Genomic DNA, 21,181 nt, shown 5'->3' on the forward strand with positions numbered 1-21,181 from the left:
ACGAAGCGCAAGTCTTCTATGTAGATGCCCAAGGTCAAAACAAATTTGTGAAAAAGGCTTTTACCGATTATACAGCGACAAAACTGGCCAACGCTGTTGCAGCTGATCTGACTATTACAAAATCAGAAAAAGATGGTACCTTCACCATTACGGCTAAGAATCTCCAAGGTTTTGAAGGCTACAAAGAAGTGAAGATTCCATTCTGGTCTCATGCCAATGGGATGAAGGATATCATCTGGTATACTCCGACACGCCAAGCAGACGGTTCTTATACCGTAACAGCCAAAGCCAGCGATCACGAAAATGCCGATGGCCAGTACGAAGCGCAAGTCTTCTATGTAGATGCCAAGGGTCAAAACAAGTTTGTCAAGAAAGCTTTTATTGATTATAAAAATCAATCTCGTCCAACTGGCACTCTCTTGATCCAAAACAACAACAAGGATACGGGTACTTTTGACGTTGTCATCAAGAATGTCTACAATCCTAAAGGTGTGCGAACAGTCCAAGTCCCAACTTGGTCGGATAAGGATGGACAGGATGATCTCCGCTGGTACGAAGCGACTCGTCAAGCGAACGGAGATTATAAGGTATCCATCAAAGCGAGCGATCACAAGAACTCTACTGGTAAGTACCATGTTCACCTTTACTACATTCAAAATGATGGTTCTCGGATTGGTATTGGTACCACGACTACAGACGTGGAGTTCCGAAATGCCATGACCAAGACGCAAGCTTCTATCAAGAATGTCAATGCAACGAACGGGACTTATACAGTAGCTGTAGATCAAGCCCCTCAGGGGCGTCAGATTAAGAACATTCGTGTCGCCGCTTGGTCTAAAGCTCATCAAGAAAATCTTTACTGGTATTCTGCAACGCCGACAGGTATGCACACAGAGATCACAGTTTCTGCTAATAATCACGGTAATGAAGCAGGCAACTATACTACTCACGTCTATGCGGACTACAAAGATGGGGGAGTTGAAGGCTTTAACCTCGGTCAAACAGCCTTGTCTCCACGAAATCAAAAGGTGAATCCACGAACAACCTATTATTCTCAACGTGATCCTCGTTGGGCTGGGAAATATTACGGTGTGAGCAATGTCGATCAGTCAGGTTGTGTACCAACCTCTCTTGCTATGACTTTCACAGATATCCTTGGTAGAACTATTTTGCCAACAACAGTAGCTGATTATCTCTACAACAATACTGATTCATTCAACAAAGGTGAAGCAGGAACAGATTCTGATGGGATTGTAGCTGCCACTCGTGACTGGGGCTTGAAGAGCCAATTGGTTAATGGAGCTGGAGGCATTGCAGAAGCCCTCATGGCTGGCAAGCATGTACTTGCTGCGGTAGGCAATAGCCAATTTACTAGCGATCCTTATACTCATGAATTGGTCTTGCATGGTTATGACAATGGAAGAACCTACGTACGCGATCCATATAATAGTGGCAACAACGGCTGGTATTCGATCAATTATCTCCACTCTATTAAGAGTAAAGACCCAATGGATAACAAGCTTGGAGCACCTTTCTTCTCTATTTTTGCATAAGCTAATCAGAAGGCTAATCTGGCCTTCTGTTTTCTTTAAAAACAGGATAAAATCTTCTAATGAAGTTGTTTCGTGATCTGGCGATTTGTGCTATAATACTACTATGTGGGTAGAATCCGTCAAAAAATTGTAAGGGAAGATACATGAAAAAGAAAGATTTTATTTTTTATGCCGGAGCAGCTGTTTTGTTAGCTTTTTCGACACAACAAGCCAAAGCCGATGAGAAAGGTACGTCCGATCAAACACCAGAAAATACATCAGCTATCGTTGCAAAAACAACAACTTCATCAGAAGCGCAGAATACTGTGAACGAAGGAGTGGGAGTTGAGAAAGGTGTTCAGACAGAAAATACCGTTGCAACAGAGACAGCACCTATCACACCTACTATTAGTGATAACCCGTCTTCTGAGCAGGTCACTAGCGAGAAGGGTGCAACAGAGCATCCAGCACCTGCCGTGGTAGCTAGTCGCGCTCCATACGGCGCACGCGCACGAGTGGTAGCAGCAAGAACTGAGAGTGTACCTCAACAGGATTCTCCGGTTTCTGCAGATTTGAATATTAAAAAATCAGAGTCAGAAGAAGGTACTTTTACTATCACAGCTAAGAATCTCCAAGGATTCGATGGTTATAAAGAAGTGAAGATTCCATTCTGGTCTCATGCCAATGGCATGAAAGACATTGTCTGGTACACTCCGACTCGTCAAGCAGATGGTTCATATACCGTAACAGCTAAAGCGAGTGCTCACGAAAATGCTGATGGCAAGTACGAGGCGCAAGTTTTCTATGTAGATGCTCAAGGTCAAAACAAGTTTGTGAAAAAGGCCTTTATTGATTATACAGCTCCCAAACCATCTGCTGATCTGACCATTACGAAATCAGAAAAAGAGGGTACCTTCACAATCACCGCTAAGAATCTCCAAGGATTCGATGGTTATAAAGAAGTGAAGATTCCATTCTGGTCTCATGCCAATGGTATGAAAGACATTGTCTGGTACACTCCGACGCGTCAAGCAGATGGTTCATACACTGTAACTGCGAAAGCAAATGACCACGAAAACGCTGATGGCAAGTATGAGGCGCAAGTCTTCTATGTGGACGCCCAAGGTCGAAACAAGTTTGTGAAAAAGGCCTTTGTTGATTATACAGCTCCCAAACCATCTGCTGATTTGACCATAAAAAAATCAGAAAAAGAGGGCACCTTCACGATTACTGCCAAGAATCTTCAAGGTTTCGATGGCTATAAGGAAGTGAAGATTCCATTCTGGTCTCATGCGAATGGCATGAAAGACATTGTCTGGTACACTCCGACTCGCCAAGCAGATGGTTCCTACACAGTGACTGCGAAAGCTAGTGATCACGAAAATGCCGATGGCAAGTATGAAGCGCAAGTTTTCTATGTGGATGCCAAGGGTCAAAACAAGTTTGTCAAAAAAGCCTTTATTGATTTCAAAAATCAATCTCGTCCAACTGGCAATCTTATTATTCAAAACAACAACAAGGATACGGGGACTTTTGACGTCATCATTAAGGATGTCTACAGCCCTAAAGGTGTGCGAACAGTCCAAGTCCCAACTTGGTCTGATAAGGACGGTCAAGACGATATTCGCTGGTATGAAGCGACTCGCCAATCAAATGGAGACTACAAGGTATCCATCAAAGCGAGCGATCATAAGAACTCTACTGGTAAGTACCATATCCACCTCTACTACATCCAAAATGATGGCTCTCGTGTGGGTGTTGGAACAACGACTACAGATGTCGAATTTCGAAATATTAAGACAAAGACACAAACAGGGATCAAGAATGTTAATTCTGGTGCTGGAACCTATACGGTAACGGTGGATCAAGCGCCTCAGGGACGCCGGATTAAGAATATCCGTGTTGCTGTCTGGTCTAAAGCACATCAAGAAAATCTTTTCTGGTATGCAACAGCACCTTCTGGTATGCACACAGAAGTGCAAGTTTCTACAGCCAATCACCAGTATCAACAGGGAAACTACACCACTCACGTCTATGTAGATTATGTCGATGGTGGTGTTGAAGGATTTAACCTTGGTCAAACAGCCCTCCATCCTCGTGTAACAGCAGATCAAACTGCTTTTAGTCCTCGTGTGCCGAATGGGCAACGGGACCGTGTCTTACGGGCAGCAGCTAGTCTAGTTGGCGTTCGTGGCGGTACCGCAGCTCACCATCAATTGGTTAATGATTATAACAGTGTCAAACCACTTCCAGTGGGGTATGCAGTGAAAACGACCGATGATTGGTGTGATATCTTTGTCACAACAGTCTTCCAGCGGGAAGGTTTGAGCGGTTTGATTGGTCGTGAATGTGGAGTTGAACGTCACATTCAGATCTTCAAACGCTTGGGCATTTGGAATGAAAATGGTGCCTCTACACCAAAAGCAGGGGATATCATCACCTTTAACTGGGATCAAAATAGCCAGCCAAATAACGGCTTTGCGGATCACATCGGAATTGTCGAAAGCGTCTCAAATGGGATTATTCATACCATTGAAGGAAACTCCAACAACCAAGTCCGTCGCAATACCTACCGGATCGGCCATGGCAATATTCGTGGATTTGCAACCCCTCGCTATCAATAATAAAAAAAGAAGCCTGTGGCTTCTTTTTTGAATGAAGACAAAGTCATTCTAAAAACTTTCCTTAGGTGAGTACGGACGTCAGCGAACTTCAAAGAAGTTCCATGACTAATTATTGAGCCTAAGGTCTCAATAATTCCGAGTGCTAGAAACACTATTGTTTCTAGCATTTTTCTCACGGCGGAAAGTTTCAGAAGATGATTGAATAACTCTAAGCAATAAAATTTTTTGTCTTAATGGAAGTTATTAGGTTGTCTATAACAACGGTTTGTTTACATTCTCCAAGGAAGCCCTATGGCTTCTTTTTTTCAATCTTTCAACCCTTCTTCAAAACTCTTGGAAGGGGCTTCGACTTGGATGGTTTCAAGGGTTAATGGATTGGTAAAGGTCAAGCGGTGAGCATGGAGCATGAGTCGCTTTCCGCGTGCAGGGTTATAGAGAGGATCCCCAACAATCGGGTGCCCATGATGGGATAGATGAACCCGGATCTGATGGGTACGCCCCGTCTTGAGCTGGCATTTGACCAGGCTGTTTCGCCCGATTTTTTTCAGTTGCGTCACCTGGGTTTCTGCGTACTGTCCTTTACGTGGATCGACCAGGCGCTTGCGCCGATCGTGGCGATCACGTCCGATTTTATCCTTGTAGACGATGGTTTTTTGTGCTAAGCTACCTTGGATCAAGGCCCAGTACTCGCGTTGGATGTTTTTATCTTCCAAAATGCGGTTGAGAATGGGCAGGATAAAAGGATTTTTGGCAAATAAAATCGCCCCGCTGGTTTCCTTGTCTAGGCGGTGCACGACGTAGCAGGTGGATCCAACATAGCTGGAAACATGGTTGAGAAGAGCAATTTCTGTCGGCTCATTGGCATGGGTTTTCATGCCTTCAGGCTTATTAACGATGATGACATGCTCATCCTGATAGAGTTCTTCAACCAGACTCGGGTCTCCGGCTGGGAGCTCTTTTTCAGGGTAATCGTCGGCATCAAAGATCAGCTGGATCTGGTCTCCTTTTTGAACGGGGCTCTGCCAGTTGATGGTCTCGCCATTGACCAAGACGTGCTTCTTGGTTCGTAAAAAATGCCGGATCTTACGGGGAATGAGGAAGTAGTCCTCAAGCAGCTCTTTCACAGTCATCTGGGGAAAGGATTGTGGAATGGTAAATTGATAGTTCATGACCCTATTGTAGCAAAATCTAAGCTTAAAGAAAACTAAATGGGAGAAGGGGATGAGCGATCTTTTCTTGCTAGGACAAGGATAAGGTGTTAAAATAACAGATATGAATAGAATAAAAGAATTATTTGAAAACCTGATCACTTTTTTTAGAAAGGATCATCCCCCAAAAGCGGTGGCAGAAGAAGTGCCAGAAACAGAACTACAGGAAGAGACAGTAGAGCCAACCTATAGTCGCTCAGGCAAGCACAGAAGCAAGCCCCTCTCTCAGCACCCCTTCCGTCGTTTTTGGCGCCGCTTCCATTTGACCAAGATTCTCCTGATCATTGGGCTAGGCTTTAGCCTCTTGATAGGGGGCTATCTCTTCTACCTCGCTAAGACGACCAACGTCAAGGATTTGCAGAGTGCACTGAAGGCGACCACCATTATCTATGATAAGAATGGGGACCAGGCGGGAAGTTTGACCGGGCAAAAAGGAACCTATGTCGAACTCGATGCCATTAGTGAGAATCTGCAAAATGCCGTGGTCGCAACAGAGGACCGGAGCTTTTACAAGAATAGCGGGATCAACTATGGTCGCTTCTTCTTAGCGATTTTGACCCTGGGTCGCTCAGGTGGTGGTTCGACTATCACCCAGCAGCTAGCCAAGAATGCTTATCTGTCTCAGGATCAGACGGTGGAACGCAAGGCCAAGGAATTCTTCCTGGCGCTTGAAATCAATAAGAAATACAGTAAAAAAGAGATCCTTACCATGTACCTCAACAATGCCTATTTTGGGAATGGGGTTTGGGGAATTGAGGATGCTTCCAAGAAGTATTTTGGGGTTTCAGCCAGTCAATTAAGCTTGGATCAGTCCGCGGTACTCGCCGGTATGCTCAAGGGGCCTGAAATCTATAACCCGCTCTATTCGGTAGAGAATGCGACCAATCGCCGCAATACTGTCCTCCAAAATATGGTGGCAGCTGGTTATATTGACCAGAAAACAGCTGATCAGTCTGCTGCTGTCGATATCCATGGCCAGCTAGTCGATGCCTATGAAGGCAAGTCGGAGGATTACCGCTACCCATCCTATTTTGATGCGGTTATCAATGAAGCGGTCAATAAATACGGCTTGACCGAAGAAGACATTGTCAAAAATGGCTACCGGATCTACACCGAGCTGGATCAGAATTACCAAGCAAGCATGCAGGTGATCTATGACAATACGGCCCTCTTCCCAGTAGCGGAAGACGGCACGCGCGCGGAATCTGGTAGTGTCGCCCTCGATCCTAAGACCGGAGGGGTTCGGGCTCTCGTAGGGCGTGTCGGAAGCGATCAAAATCCAGGTTTCCGTACCTACAACTACGCTACCCAGGCTGCCCGTAGTCCGGGATCAACCATCAAACCATTAGTCGTCTATAGCCCAGCTGTTGCTGAAGGTTGGTCGACTAATAAGGAGTTGGACAATAGTACCACCCAATATGGAAGCTATGAGGTTAATAACTATGCGGGAATCCAGTCGAGCCCAACGGTACCAATGTACCAGGCTTTGGCAGAATCCCTTAACCTTCCAGCCGTAGCAACGGCGAATGAATTGGGTCTCGATACGGTCTTTGAATACGGGAAAAAATTCGGGCTCAACATGGACAAGGTGGACAAGTCGCTTGCCGTTGCCTTGGGAGCCGGTGTGACAACCAATCCAATGCAGATGGCACAAGCTTATGGGACCTTCGCCAATGGTGGGGTCATGAATGATGCCCATCTCATTACCAAGATTGAAAATGCAAGTGGACAAGTGGTCAAGAGTCACAGTCAGAAATCAACACGGGTGCTTAGTGGATCCACAACGGATAAGATGACCAATATGATGCTGGGGACCTTCAGTAACGGTACAGGGGTCAACGCTGCACCATATGGTTATACTATGGCAGGGAAAACTGGTACGACAGAGACCAGCTTTAACAAGGACCTCTCTGGAGACCAATGGGTAATCGGCTACACGCCAGATGTTGTCATCAGTCAATGGCTTGGTTTCCCAACGACCGATGAAGGTCATTACCTAACCGATAGTAGTGCTGGAACGGCGTCGGAGATCTTTCGCAATGTCGCAAGCAGTGTCCTGCCTTATACAGACGGTACTCAGTTTGACTCGGTGAAGAACTCCTATGCTGAAAATGGTATTGCGCCAGTCGGAGAAGAAACGACAGAAACAGATAGCAAAGAAGACAAAGGTTTCTTTGAGGATGTCAAAGAGAAGGCATCGAATATGGTCGATGATGCGAAAAAAGCAATCGACGAAGCCGATATCCCAGGAAAAGCGAAAAACGCTTGGGATACCTTCAAAGGCTGGCTTGGTTTCTAATCATAAAAACGATTCAGAACTTCTTCTGAATCGTTTTGTATTTAAAGTTCACTATCTGACAAGCTAAAGGTATCGCCGTGTTGCAAATCTCCGTACTGGTAGCCCCGTTTGAACCAGCGCATGCGTTGCTCTGAGGTCCCGTGGGTAAAGCTATCTGGCACCGAGTAGCCGTAAGCTTGCTCCTGGAGAGTGTCGTCACCGACCGCATGGGCCGCATTCATGGCTTCTTCGATATCACCGATATCTAGAAGGTTTCGGTCTTGAATGGAACGGGCCCAGACACCTGCTAGATAGTCGGCTTGCAGCTCGATGCGAACGCTGATGGCATTTCGTTCCTTTTCAGAAAGTCCTTGCTGCATACGATGGTATTTGCCAAGGATTCCCAGCTCATTTTGTACGTGGTGGCCGACTTCGTGGGCGATGACGTAGGCCATGGCAAAGTCCCCGCTGGCCTTGTATTTAGTTGTCAATTCCTTATAGAAGCTCATGTCCAAATAAATTTTCTTGTCGGTTGGACAGTAGAAGGGACCAGCCGATGCTTGCCCAACCCCACAGCCTGTCTTTGTCCGTCCGGTATAGAAGACTAGCTTAGGCTCTTGGTAGGTCCGTCCTTCGGCTTGAAAGACCTTGTGCCAATGATCTTCTGTTGTCCCAAGGACTTTGCTGACGAACTGGGCATCTGCATCGTCTACATGGGTCTTGTTGTTGCGCGTGACTTGGGTGGACTGGTAAGGCTGAGAAGAAGTCCCATTTTCAAAGAGACTCCCAAGGCTAGCTCCCCCTCCTAGAAGAACCATGAGAAGGATGATGATGATTTTACTCTTGAAGCTTCCGGGCGATAGCAAAATTTGTAAAATGCCCCCGCCAAGGTTACTGTTGCCGGAAGACTGGGAGTAGCTTTGCCCTCGACGGTCTTCGATATTTCTACTTTCTTTTAGGTTATCACTTTTCATATTCGTCTCCTTTTATTTTATTTTACCAAAAATGAAGTGAAAACCAGAGTGATAACGCTTTAGATTTACTTTTTTCTTGACAGAAGGGTTTCTGTCCTTGTCAAAACGTGGAAAACTTGCTATAATGAGGTGAACGGAGGCGTTATGGCATTAAAAAAAGCAAGTCTAGCGTGTACGGTTTGTGGGTCACGCAATTACTCCATTAAGTTGAGTGGGACGCCAAAACCAACACGTTTAGAAGTTAATAAATTCTGCAAACATTGCAGCAAATATACCATCCATAAAGAAACACGATAGGAGAGAGTTGTGAAATTCATTAAAGATATTTTCGTCTTACTAAAAGATACAACTTGGCCAAATCGCAAGGAAAGATGGAAAAACTTTATCTCAGTGATTGAGTACACCGCTTTCTTTGTTGCATTGATTTATTTATTCGACAAAGTCATTGCACGTGGCCTATTGCACATGATCAATTTTTTTTAAGAAAAGAAGCCATGAGGCTGGGCAAAAACTGTCCAGCCTTTGATGTTTGATAGGAATAACTACAAGACGCAGTGGCTGATTGCTCAAAGCACTGCTTTGAGGTGGCGGATAAAACTTGCGAAGCAAGTATCCTAAGTCTTTGTTCGCTCTTCAACCTCTTCAACCTCTTCAACCTCTTTAAATTTCTTGGAATTCTTTCCCACTCCCACTTTTGTGCTCTTTTCTAAAAAATAAATCAGCAAACCTCTTTGCATTCCTGCAAAATGTGGTATAATGAAGCTAGGAAAAGGAAAGCCAAGAGGCTTTTTTTAGTGTGTTCACAAAAGCTCGAGCAGGCTAAACAGAAAGAAAGGATGCCCAAATGGACAGTTTTGATAAAGGCTGGTTTGTATTACAAACCTACTCAGGATATGAAAACAAGGTAAAAGAGAATCTTTTGCAACGTGCGCAAACTTACAATATGTTAGAAAACATCTTGCGCGTAGAGATTCCGACTCAAACCGTACAAGTTGAGAAAAACGGTAAAACAAAAGAAATCGAAGAAAACCGCTTCCCAGGTTATGTCTTGGTTGAAATGGTCATGACAGATGAAGCTTGGTTTGTTGTTCGGAATACACCGAACGTTACTGGTTTCGTTGGATCCCACGGGAACCGTTCAAAACCAACTCCATTGTTGGAAGAAGAAATCCGCAGCATCTTGCTCTCTATGGGTCAAACCGTTCAAGAGTTTGATTTGGATGTCAAGGTGGGCGATACAGTTCGCATCATCGACGGTGCTTTCACAGACTATACTGGTAAGATCACTGAAATTGATAACAACAAGGTGAAAATGGTCATTTCTATGTTCGGTAACGATACGGTTGCAGAAGTAAACTTGAACCAAATTGCTGAATTGTAAGAAAGCGAGAACCCTCCAAGAAAAACTTGGAGGGTTCATTTCTTCGATGTTATTTCAGATCGGAAATAACTTTTAAGTACTTGATAGTTGCAGCAGATAGGACAATTACGATTTTATCATTTTGAGGGGAACCTTGGTTTACATAGAGTATTTGTTAGGATTTTTTGAGGTGTGCTTGGCATAGAAGAGGAAAGCTTTAGGAAAACCATCATTAAGAAAGGACCCAAAGTGCAACAAAAAACCCCTATTGCTAGGGGAATTTTTAAAAGATAAAAGATGATAAAAAATTTTATTATCAAGGCGGTAGACGGATTTGAACCGACGATCAAGCTTTTGCAGAGCCGTGCCTTACCACTTGGCTATACCGCCATAACATATAATATTGTAACCTAAAAATAAAGATAGGTCAAGAAAACTTTTTACGTCAAACAACTTTAGAAAACCATTTCATCGTAGGGATTGAAAAAATCTATCAAATAGCTTGCGAATTCTAGTGATTTCTGCTATACTTATAGAGTTGTCTAAGACAGCAAATACTCATCTCGGATCCATTGTGGCACCGTTGCCCTTGTGGTCGTGCTGCAAGTTGACGTCTGAGAGAGGAGAAAAAAACAAAAAAGGAGAAACTACTCATGGCAGTAATTTCAATGAAACAACTTCTTGAGGCTGGTGTACACTTCGGTCACCAAACTCGTCGCTGGAACCCTAAGATGGCTAAGTACATCTTCACAGAACGTAACGGAATCCACGTGATCGACTTGCAACAAACTGTAAAATATGCAGACCAAGCATACGACTTCATGCGTGATGCAGCTGCAAACGATGCAGTGATCTTGTTCGTAGGTACTAAGAAACAAGCTGCTGATGCTGTTGCAGAAGAAGCTGTTCGTGCAGGTCAATACTTCATCAACCACCGTTGGTTGGGTGGAACTCTTACTAACTGGGGAACAATCCAAAAACGTATCGCTCGTTTGAAAGAAATCAAACGCATGGAAGAAGATGGAACTTTTGAAGTTCTTCCTAAGAAAGAAGTTGCATTGTTGAACAAACAACGCGCTCGTCTTGAAAAATTCTTGGGCGGTATCGAAGACATGCCTCGTATCCCAGACGTAATGTACGTTGTGGATCCACATAAAGAACAAATCGCTGTTAAAGAAGCTAAGAAATTGGGTATCCCAGTTGTAGCGATGGTCGACACAAACACTGACCCAGATGATATCGATGTTATCATCCCAGCGAACGATGACGCTATCCGCGCTGTTAAATTGATCACTGCGAAAATGGCTGACGCTGTTATCGAAGGACGTCAAGGTGAAGACAGTGTTGCTACAGTAGAAGCTGAATTGGCAGCTACTGAAGGTCAAGCTGATTCAATCGAAGAAATCGTTGAAGTTGTAGAAGGCGACAACGCTTAATTTCATTCAATAAGTAACGAACCTAAGAGGGCAGGGCTCAGCCCGACCCTCTTATTTTATTAAAAAATATAGGAGAACAAAAATGGCAGAAATTACAGCTAAGCTTGTAAAAGAATTGCGTGAAAAATCTGGTGCCGGTGTCATGGACGCTAAAAAGGCATTGGTTGAAGTTGAAGGTGATATCGAAAAAGCGATCGAATTGCTTCGCGAAAAAGGTATGGCTAAAGCAGCTAAGAAAGCTGACCGTGTTGCCGCTGAAGGTTTGACTGGTGTTTATGTCAATGGTAACGTTGCAGCAGTAGTTGAAGTAAACGCTGAAACTGACTTCGTTGCGAAAAACGCTCAATTCGTTGAATTGGTAAACGCAACAGCGAAAGTGATCGCTGAAGGTAAACCAGCTAACAACGAAGAAGCTCTTGCTTTGACAATGCCTTCAGGTGAAACTCTTGAAGCTGCATACGTATCTGCAACAGCTACAATCGGTGAAAAAATTTCATTCCGTCGTTTTGCCTTGCTTGAAAAAACAGATGCACAACACTTCGGTGCTTACCAACACAACGGTGGACGTATCGGTGTTATCTCTGTGATCGAAGGTGGAGACGAAGCACTTGCTAAACAAATCTCAATGCACATCGCTGCAATGAAACCAACTGTTCTTTCATACAAAGAATTGGATGAACAATTCGTGAAAGATGAATTGGCACAATTGAACCACGTCATCGACCAAGATAACGAAAGCCGTGCAATGGTTGGTAAACCAGCTCTTCCACACTTGAAATTCGGTTCAAAAGCACAATTGACTGACGAAGTGGTTGCTCAAGCTGAAGAAGATATTAAAGCTGAATTGGCAGCTGAAGGTAAACCAGAAAAAATCTGGGATAAAATCATCCCAGGTAAAATGGATCGCTTCTTCTTGGACAACACAAAAGTTGACCAAGCCTACACTCTTCTTGCACAAGTCTACATCATGGATGACAGCAAGACAGTTGAAGCTTACCTTGAATCAGTAAATGCTTCAGTTATCGAATTCGTTCGTTTTGAAGTTGGTGAAGGTATTGAAAAAGCTTCAAATGACTTTGAAGCAGAAGTTGCAGCTACAATGGCAGCAGCTCTTAACAACTAAGAATAAACAAAAAGAGGTTTCGAAGGAAACCTCTTTTTGTGTGGAAAATATCTTATATCATTGTTTAAGCTGTTTTAAAATATTAACAAAGTTTGTTTTCAAAAAATAACAGACGTTACCGAAGATTCATCGATATACTTTCTGAAACTTTCCGCCGTGAGAAAAGTGCTTGAAACAATGAAGTTTCAAGCACTCGGGAGTTTTGAAACTTTAGGTTCAAAACTAAGTCATGGAACTTCATAGAAGTTCGCTGACGTCCGTACTCACCTAAGGAAAGATTCAGAGAAGATATTATGTGAACTGATATCATGGGCTCATTCATTTGCTTAATGTGCGAAGGTATCGATTCCTAGAAGCAGAGACAGGGTTCCCATGATGAGGCCGGCTAGTATCACTCCGAGCATGACTGCGAGGCTACTGCGTTTGAAGTCCCAGTCAAGGATGGAGGCCGCAAGAGCTCCGGTCCAGGCACCAGTTCCCGGAAGAGGGATTCCCACAAAGAGCAATAAGGCCCAGAAGATTCCCTTGTCTCCTGCAGCTTTTTCTAATTTCTGTCCGCCTCTATGGCCCTTATTGAGACACCAGCTAAAAAAGCCTCCGATGATCGGTTTTTTTGCCCCCCAAGTGAGGATATGGCGGGCGAAGAAGAAGATCAGAGGGACAGGGAGAAGATTTCCGATCACTCCGATCAGGAGCGCTGTCCATAAGGGAATACCATTTGCAATGGCAAAAGGGATGGCCCCGCGCAATTCAACAAGGGGAACCATGGAGATCAGGAAGGTAAAGATATATTTCATTAGTCAAGCCTTTCGATTAGTCTTCTTCATTCTATCGTATCTTCCTTCAATTGACAACTATTCCAGCTTTGGAATGAACTTTTTAAATCTTTTATCTTGACTTTCTGGTGGAGGAAGCATATAATAGAGATATAGTTAATTAGAATCATTATAAAAAAGGAGAAACGATATGACAACTATGAAACATGAAGCAGCTACTGATGTAGCAACTTTTGCACCTTCTAATAAAGAAACTCTTCCAGAAACAAAAGCCCTCTTGAACCAAGTCGTAGCAGATCTCTACGTCGCTCACATTGCCCTTCACCAAGTACACTGGTATATGCGTGGACGTGGCTTTATGGTTTGGCATCCAAAGATGGACGAATACATGGACAGCTTGGATGCAACCTTGGATGAAGTGAGCGAACGCTTGATCACTCTTGGTGGCGCGCCATATTCTAGCATGACTGAATTTTTGGAACACAGCAATATTGAAGAACGCCGTGGAACATTTACGAAAAATGTAGAAGAAAGCTTGACACGTGTTCTTGAAATCTTCCATTACCTTGACGGCCTTTACCAAAAAGCTTTGGATGTTACCGACGCTGAAGGCGACGATGTAACCAACGATATCTTTGTTGGGGCTAAAGCAGAACTTGAAAAGAACATTTGGATGGTGGCAGCTGAACTTGGTCAAGAACCAGGATTATAAGATCATAAAAAAAATAGAAGCCATTGGCTTCTATTTTTTTGCTTTGTAGGAGATTTCCACTAATTAAAGGAGTTCTTAATCTAACTATAGTTGGAGCGAAATCGAGGCCTATCGCTCCTATTTTTTTGGTATAGTTAATATGTGATTTTCTGTAAGCGTTCGCAGGTATAAGAAAGCGCTTACAAATTGAATAGTTAATCCTAAGAGGAGGTTTTTATGGGAAAGTCTTTTTTTGAAAAGCGTCCTGTTTTTAGTATTCGTAAGCTCTCAGTTGGAGCTTGTTCTGTTGTGATTGGGATTTCTGCCTTGGGTCTTTCAAGGGTCCATGCGGAAGAAAAGCCAGCCCTTGAAAGTGAACCGACTTCGATGGAGACACCAAGTGTTGTGACGGAAAATTCAGAAGCGGAAGTTCCTGAAGCTGGTGCAAGGGTTTCAGAAGCTCCAGCTGTCATCACCCCTACCAGAGCTGAGGAAAAGCCAGCGCCTCAAGGCGAAGGCCAGCCCGTTTCAGCTTCATCTGAGCGTGCTACGGGAACGGAAGAAACAGCTGCTCCAGATCAAAATCGTGTAGCGGAGGATATTGTGCAAGATCGAGAACGTGATTTTAATAAAGATTGGTATTTTAAATTAAATGCGGCTCCTGGTGCAGAAGGGCGTCAAGTGGATGTCAAGGATTGGAAAAAATTAGATCTTCCTCATGACTGGTCTATTTTCTTTGATTTCGATCACAACTCTCCTGCTCAAAATGAAGGGGGGCAATTAAACGGAGGGGATGCTTGGTATCGTAAAACTTTCCGTTTGGACGACAAGGATCTAGATAAGAAGGTCCGCTTGGAATTTGGCGGGGTTTATATGGATTCCAAAGTCTATGTGAACGGACAATTCGTTGGTCATTATCCAAATGGCTACAATGCCTTTTCTTATGATATTACTCCTTATTTGAATGCGGATGGAAGCGAGAATACCATCGCCGTTCATGTGGTCAATCAACAACCAAGTAGCCGTTGGTATTCTGGTAGTGGGATTTACCGGGATGTTAAGCTGAGTGTAACGGACAAGGTTCATTTAGCGCAGTATGGGACTACGATTACGACCCCTCAGTTGGAAAAACAGCAAAATGGGGCAGTGGATACAGTGGTGAAGAGCCGCATTGTCAACCAAGATGATCAAGCTCATAGTATTTATGCGGAATATGAAATTGTCGATCAAAATGGCCAAGTGGTGAGCGAAAAAACGCGCAGTGAGGCACAAGATGTTTTAGCTGGTCAAGAGATCAACCTATCTCAAACCCTCCATGTTGAAAAACCAACCCTCTGGGATGTGAAAACGGATCATCCAGCTCTCTATACCTTGTATACGCGGGTTTATCGGGATTCGCAGTTAGTGGATGTGCAAAAGGAACGCTTTGGTTATCGCTATCTCAACTGGACGCCAGAAGGTGGCTTCTTCCTCAATGGGGTGGCGACGAAATTCCACGGGGTATCCCTTCACCATGACCACGGGGCTCTTGGAGCTGAGGAAAACTACAAGGCTGAATACCGTCGTCTCAAACAGATGAAGGACATGGGAGTCAATGCGATCCGGACGACCCACAACCCAGCGAGTGAACAAACCTTAAAAATTGCGGCTGAGTTGGGCTTGATGGTCCAAGAAGAAGCTTTTGATACCTGGTATGGTGGCAAGAAGCAATACGATTATGGTCGTTTCTTTGAAAAAGATGCCACTCACCCAGAAGCTCGTAAGGGGGATACTTGGTCAGATTACGATCTACGGACCATGGTAGAGCGGGACAAGAACAATCCAGCCATTGTCATGTGGTCAATCGGTAACGAAGTCGGTGAAGCAGATGGTTCAGACAAATCTGTCGCAACTGTTCGTCGCTTGGTCAAGACCATCAAGGACGTGGATGCAACCCGCTATGTCACCATGGGAGCTGATAAATTCCGCTTTGGTGATGGATCAGGAGGCCATGAAAAGGTAGCAGCAGAGCTCGATGCGGTTGGATTTAACTATTCAGAAGCCAACTATGAAAGCTTACGGGCCAAACATCCAAACTGGCTCATTTATGGATCAGAAACCTCTTCTGCAACGCGGACACGGGGCTCATACTATCATCCTGAAAGAGAATGGGTCGGCAGCAACCAAGAAGACCGCCATTATGAACAATCAGACTACGGCAATGACCGGGTTGGTTGGGGTCGGACAGCAACCGCCTCTTGGACCTTTGACCGTGATCATGCCGGCTATGCAGGACAATTTATCTGGACCGGTACGGACTATATCGGTGAGCCAACCCCATGGCACAACCAAAATGATACACCTGTGAAAAGTTCTTATTTCGGTATTGTAGATACTGCCGGCCTTCTAAAGAATGATTTTTACCTTTACCAAAGTCAATGGGTATCGGCTGAGAAACATCCAATGGTGCATCTCTTACCACATTGGAACTGGGACAATCCAGAATTAGCCAATCGTGTCATGGATGAAGAAGGACGGATCCCTGTTCGTGCCTTCTCCAATGCCCGCAGTGTGGAATTGATTGTCAATGGGAAATCACAAGGAGTCAAGACCTTTACTAAGAAGACCACAGCAGATGGCCGGACCTACCAAGAAGGGGCAAATCCGGATGAACTCTATCTAGAGTGGTTAGTCCCTTATGTACCAGGCAAGGTGGAAGCTATTGCCCGCAACGAAGCAGGAGAAGTGATTGCCCGCGATCAGATTAAAACAGCTGGGAAGCCAGCCGGTGTTCGTCTGTTGAAAGAAGAACACGCCATTGCAGCAGACGGCAAGGATCTGACCTATATTACCTATGAAATCGTCGATGAAGAAGGTCGTGTGGTCCCAACTGCCAATAACTTGGTGCATTTCCATCTGCATGGACAAGGTCAAATTGTCGGTGTCGATAATGGGGAACAAGCCAGCCGGGAACGCTACAAAGCGCAGGAAGATGGCTCATGGCAACGTCGGGCCTTTAACGGCAAAGGGGTTGTCATTGTCAAATCAACGGAGCAAGCAGGTGCCTTTACCCTGTATGCAGACTCAGACCGCTTGCAGTCAGACCAAGTCAGCCTCTTTACTGGTAAGAAGGACCAGGAAGAACGCTCTGTCTTGGGAGTCGAACCGGTTCGAACTCAAGTGTACTTGGGACAAAATCCTGAACTTCCAAGTCACGTATCTGTTGTTTATAGTGATGGCAAGGCCCAAGAAGAAGCCGTTGAATGGGATGCAGCAGACTATAGTCGTGCTGGCCAAGTCCGGGTGACAGGTCATGTTCAAGGACGGACGGTCGAAGCTCTGGTCGATGTGATCGGTGTGGAGCAAGTCCTTCCAGTTATCAAACAAATCCCACAGGGAGCAGATCTAGCGACAGTGGATAAGACTGTGCAATTGGTCTTCACAGATGGCCGAACAGTTAGCTATGAAGTTGATCAATGGACCTTGGAAGCTGGTCAAGAAGATCAGTTGTCCACACCAGGTGCTCGCTTGAAGGCGACAGGTCTCCTAGGCAATGGGGAAGCCGTCCAAGCGACGCTAGTGGTTGCAGGTGGAACAGTCAGCAAGGCTAAGAAACCAACTGTGCAGCTAGATGGGGTAGCCCTTCCAAAATTTGGTAGTGGCAATCATACTATTTTCCGTCCGCTGGCTTATGGGCAAGAGCCTGGTCAAGTCACAGCAAGTGCAGAAAATGCCCAAGTGACGGTCCTACAAGCTAGCCGCGAAAATGGTTTGAAGGCTCAAATCTTTGTGGCTGCTCAGGATACGGGAGCTGTCCAGACCTATGTGGTCCAATTCCAAGAAGAAAGTCCACAGATCCAGCGCCTAGAATTGCGTCTGCCAGAAGGACAGGAACTCAAGGAAGACCAAACGGTACCACTTGAAGTCATTGCCCATTACCAAGATGGTAGCCAGGCAAGTTTCAAAGCAGATCAAATCGATGTGAAGACAAGAGCTGGTAGTCAAGGAAAAGCGGTCGCAAGCAAGAAAGGTTTGGAACTACGGGAAGCAGGATTGATTCATTTACAAGCTAGCTTCCAAGGACAAACAGGGGAATTAACCTTTACCATCACGCCAAATCCAGAAGAAAAGACAGTTGTCAAGGTGCGTCCTGTACGGATCAGCACCGATCGAAACGTTTTGCCAGCTCTTCCAGAGACCGTCTTGGTCGAGTATGATAAGGGATTCCCGAAAGAAAAACGTGTGACCTGGGATGCCGTAACCGCAGATCAAGTCAAGGATTATCATAGCTTTACAGTCACAGGTCATGTAGAGGGTGTGGAAAAAGAAGCCCAAGCTCAAGTAACGGTTGAAGGCATTATCGCTGTAGAAGAAGTCAGCACGACAACGCCAGTTGGTGAAAAACCAGCCCTTCCAGAAAGCGTGCGGACTTATCACTCCAATGGCAAGACCTATGCTGCCAAGGTGGCCTGGGATGCGGTCGATCCGCAACTCTTGGCCCAAGAAGGAGAAGTTGTCCTAGCCGGTCGTGTAGAAGGAACCAACCTTCCAACCCGTCTTCATATTCGTGTTTCTAGCACCACAGTCAAGGGAGCCAATGTAGCAGAGCAATGGACAGGATCAGTCTTGCCACTCGCCTTTGCAAGTGACTCTAACGATGCGGATCCAGTTGCTAAGGTCAATGATAAGGTCATCTCCTTTACCGATGCTCCAGCTAACCGTTGGACCAACTGGGGCCGTGACAATGCGGAAGATTCTGTTGGTATCTTGTTTGGAGATTCTGGTATCTTGACCAAGCGAGCAGTGGACAACCTCCATGTTGGTTTCCATGAAGACCACGGCGTTGGGGCTCCAAGTGAGTATGTGATTGAGTACTATACAGGGGAACAAATCCCAACTGTTCCAAGCAATCCAAATCGCGTCAAAGACGAAACAGACCATCCATTTAACAATCCAGCCAACTGGAAAGAAGTCAGCAACCTAACCGTTGAAGAACCGGTAGCAGCTGGCAAGATGAATCATTTCAGTTTTGATAAAGTCGACACCTATGCCGTTCGTATCCGCATGAAGACACCAGAAGGCAAGCGTGGAAGTTCTATTTCAGAGATTCAGATCTTTGCCAATAAGGTTGCAGCAGAAGAAAAGAGCCAGGTGACCATTCGCGTCAATGGCGATGTATTGCCAGGTGTCAACCCAAGTGTGACCGATTACTACATCGATGCGCGTGATCGGGCTTATCCACAAGTGGAAGCGACAGCCAGCCATCACGGTCTTGCAACGGTTGTACCAAGCGTCCATGAAGGTGAGCCAATCCGTGTCATCCATAAAGCAGAAGATGGTACTATCTTACAAGAATACCGCCTCCATCTCACAAGCGATGCAGAAAAACTGAAACAAGCTGCTCCAGTAGCAGTGGAAGCAGGTAGCCGCTTTGTGAAAGTCGGTCAAGATCTGGTTCTACCATCTACCGTAGGTGTCTACTTCCAAGGGGACACAGGTTACGAACGCAAGGAACTGACGGTGGACTGGCAGGCTCTACCAGCTGATGCGCTTTCTCACGAAGGTAGCTTCACGCTAGAAGGAAAAGTCCTTGGCTATGATCTGACAGCTCAGCTGACCGTCCGGGTGTCAGAAAAGACAGGAGAAAACCTCTCTGTGAACCGTGACTACAATGCAGAAGATACAAGAGCATTTGCTAGTGAAACCAATGATCTCGATCCAAATCAAATCGATTATATCGATTACATCAACGATGGTGGCTACAACGAGTACTACCGTTGGACCAACTGGAAGAGGGAACCGGATCAAACCGAAGCCTTTGCTGGTCTCATCTTCAAGAAAAATGGTCAAGTAACAGAGCGTTTGGTCAATAAAGTAGCGGTCGACTTCTTTGCAGATCAGGAAACAGGTCTGCCAACGAAAACGGTTCTTGAACGCTATATTGGTCCAGACTTTGATGTTCCGGATGATTATGGCAATCTGAAGAATCTTCCAGATCATCCATTTAACCAGTCCTCTAACTGGGAAGAAATTCCTTACAGCTTGGATTATGCATTTGAGCCTGGTTATATCTCTAACCTCAGCTTCAACGAAACCAGAACGAAAGCCATCCGTTTAAGAATGGTCCGTGACGAAAATCTTAAAGGAATTGGAATCATTGAATTGAGCGCCTATGCCCCAACAGAAGAGGCCCAGGCAACAACTGATGTTACGATCCAAGTGAATGGCAAAGACCTAGAAGGTTTTAAACCAGATGTGACAAATTATCATCTAGAGTATGAGGGAGAACGTCCAATCGTTTCAGCACAAGGCAAGAATGGAACAGCCGTTACGGTCATCGATGCTAAAAGTGCCAATGCTCCGGTTCTTGTCAAGGTTGTCTCAGAAGATGGCAAGCTCGAAAAAGTATATCAACTTTCTCTATCCGCAAAAGCACCTACAGGCTCAGCCATTCCTGAAGAAGGGGTTAAGAATCTGGTTCATACCAAACCAGAGTTGGTGATTGAGCCAGAAGAGATGGACTTTGAACGCTTAGAACGTCCAAATGCGGATCTTCCAAAAGGTGAGAAACGTGTGGTTCAAGAAGGTCAAAAAGGCCGCAAATTGCGCTTGGTGGAAGTTTCTCAAGAAAATGGTGTGGAAAGCCGGAAGGAACTGGATGCCTTTGTAGAGCTAGATCCAGTGGCAGAAATCACAGAGGTGGGCACGAAAGAAGTACTTCCAGACACTCCACAACCAGAGCCGCAGCCACAGCCAGAACCACAACCAGAGCCACAGCCAGCACCTCAGCCACGACCACAACCAGAACCACAACCACACCCGCTTCCGAACTCAGAACATCCTCATGCCTCAGAAAGACCAGTAGCTGCCGCAACTCCTCAAGCATCTCTTGAGGTCAAAGCAGTGCGTCAGGAAGGAATAGATGTAGCAGGGAAGGAAGTCGAGAAAACAGCTCAAACACCAACAGTTTCAGCTGCTCCAGTTTCCGAAGATAGATTACCAAATACAGGAATGGAAGAAAGCGTCGCAAGCCTCGTTGCTGGAATCCTAGCGGCAGGCCTTGCCAGTGCTGTGCTGGACGATCAGAAAAAAAGAGCCAATAAGGCCAAGTAAAACAGCTAGAGAAACTAGCAAAAAACGGTGAAAAGTTCACAGGTAAAAGAAGGAGGATGGGGAAGCCCCACCCTCTTTACCTGGTGA

General features: G+C 45.2%; 13 protein-coding genes and 1 tRNA gene. 10 read left to right on the forward strand and 4 right to left on the reverse strand.

Annotated elements, in window-relative coordinates; translation table 11 throughout:
* Together O3642_RS08380 and O3642_RS08385 are read left to right on the forward strand one after the other, a co-directional pair.
* Positions 1-1,553: GBS Bsp-like repeat-containing protein (locus O3642_RS08380; RefSeq protein WP_371605781.1), on the forward strand; the 1,553-nt coding region annotated here is incomplete at its 5' end.
* A 143-nt stretch (positions 1,554-1,696) separates the two neighbouring features.
* Entirely contained in the window at positions 1,697-4,156 is a 2,460-nt protein-coding gene (locus O3642_RS08385) for a GBS Bsp-like repeat-containing protein (RefSeq protein WP_371605782.1), read from the forward strand.
* A gap of 305 nt (positions 4,157-4,461) precedes the next feature.
* On the opposite strand, the gene O3642_RS08390 is transcribed toward O3642_RS08385, so the two are convergent.
* Positions 4,462-5,325, reverse strand: coding sequence for an RluA family pseudouridine synthase (locus O3642_RS08390; protein WP_371605783.1), 864 nt, complete (start codon positions 5,323-5,325; stop codon positions 4,462-4,464).
* Positions 5,326-5,428: 103 nt separating this feature from the next.
* Here O3642_RS08390 and pbp2a point away from each other — a divergent pair, with 103 nt between their 5' ends.
* A complete protein-coding gene (gene pbp2a / locus O3642_RS08395; protein ID WP_371605784.1) occupies positions 5,429-7,663 on the forward strand; it encodes a penicillin-binding protein PBP2A in 2,235 nt (744 codons plus the stop codon).
* Positions 7,664-7,704: 41 nt separating this feature from the next.
* Here pbp2a and O3642_RS08400 read toward each other — a convergent pair whose 3' ends face one another.
* Positions 7,705-8,616 (reverse strand): neutral zinc metallopeptidase, encoded by a 912-nt coding sequence (locus O3642_RS08400; RefSeq protein WP_371605785.1) that lies wholly within the window; start codon positions 8,614-8,616, stop codon positions 7,705-7,707.
* 144 nt (positions 8,617-8,760) lie between these two features.
* Here O3642_RS08400 and rpmG point away from each other — a divergent pair, with 144 nt between their 5' ends.
* The 3 genes from rpmG to nusG all read left to right on the forward strand — a co-directional run bounded on the left by rpmG (position 8,761) and on the right by nusG (position 9,997).
* Complete coding sequence (gene rpmG, locus O3642_RS08405) at positions 8,761-8,913, forward strand: 50S ribosomal protein L33 (RefSeq protein WP_003009043.1); 153 nt, start codon at positions 8,761-8,763, stop codon at positions 8,911-8,913.
* Positions 8,914-8,922: 9 nt separating this feature from the next.
* The gene (gene secE / locus O3642_RS08410; protein ID WP_003002261.1) at positions 8,923-9,099 is read left to right on the forward strand and encodes a preprotein translocase subunit SecE; all 177 of its coding nucleotides are present in this window, start codon (positions 8,923-8,925) and stop codon (positions 9,097-9,099) included.
* Between the two features lie 361 nt (positions 9,100-9,460).
* Positions 9,461-9,997: a transcription termination/antitermination protein NusG gene (nusG, locus tag O3642_RS08415; protein WP_003002077.1), complete on the forward strand. Its 537-nt coding sequence runs from the start codon at positions 9,461-9,463 to the stop codon at positions 9,995-9,997.
* Positions 9,998-10,295: 298 nt separating this feature from the next.
* Here nusG and O3642_RS08420 read toward each other — a convergent pair.
* A tRNA-Cys gene (locus tag O3642_RS08420) sits at positions 10,296-10,366 on the reverse strand.
* A gap of 263 nt (positions 10,367-10,629) precedes the next feature.
* On the opposite strand from O3642_RS08420, the gene rpsB reads away from it, so the two are divergent.
* Complete coding sequence (rpsB, locus tag O3642_RS08425; RefSeq protein ID WP_003002189.1) at positions 10,630-11,412, forward strand: 30S ribosomal protein S2; 783 nt, start codon at positions 10,630-10,632, stop codon at positions 11,410-11,412.
* A gap of 82 nt (positions 11,413-11,494) precedes the next feature.
* On the forward strand, positions 11,495-12,535 hold the full coding sequence (gene tsf / locus O3642_RS08430; RefSeq protein ID WP_003001949.1) for a translation elongation factor Ts: 1,041 nt from the start codon (positions 11,495-11,497) through the stop codon (positions 12,533-12,535).
* A 326-nt stretch (positions 12,536-12,861) separates the two neighbouring features.
* Here tsf and O3642_RS08435 read toward each other — a convergent pair whose 3' ends face one another.
* Positions 12,862-13,332: a small multi-drug export protein gene (locus tag O3642_RS08435; protein ID WP_003002130.1), complete on the reverse strand. Its 471-nt coding sequence runs from the start codon at positions 13,330-13,332 to the stop codon at positions 12,862-12,864.
* A 169-nt stretch (positions 13,333-13,501) separates the two neighbouring features.
* On the opposite strand from O3642_RS08435, the gene O3642_RS08440 reads away from it, so the two are divergent.
* Together O3642_RS08440 and O3642_RS08445 are read left to right on the forward strand one after the other, a co-directional pair.
* Positions 13,502-14,023, forward strand: coding sequence for a DNA starvation/stationary phase protection protein (locus O3642_RS08440; protein ID WP_003001978.1), 522 nt, complete (start codon positions 13,502-13,504; stop codon positions 14,021-14,023).
* Positions 14,024-14,239: 216 nt separating this feature from the next.
* Complete coding sequence (locus O3642_RS08445) at positions 14,240-21,094, forward strand: Ig-like domain-containing protein (protein WP_371605786.1); 6,855 nt, start codon at positions 14,240-14,242, stop codon at positions 21,092-21,094.
* Positions 21,095-21,181: the final 87 nt, after the last annotated feature.

Origin of the sequence: Streptococcus sp. 27098_8_66 (genome assembly GCF_041431945.1) — a bacterium.
Classification (GTDB): domain Bacteria; phylum Bacillota; class Bacilli; order Lactobacillales; family Streptococcaceae; genus Streptococcus; species Streptococcus dentalis.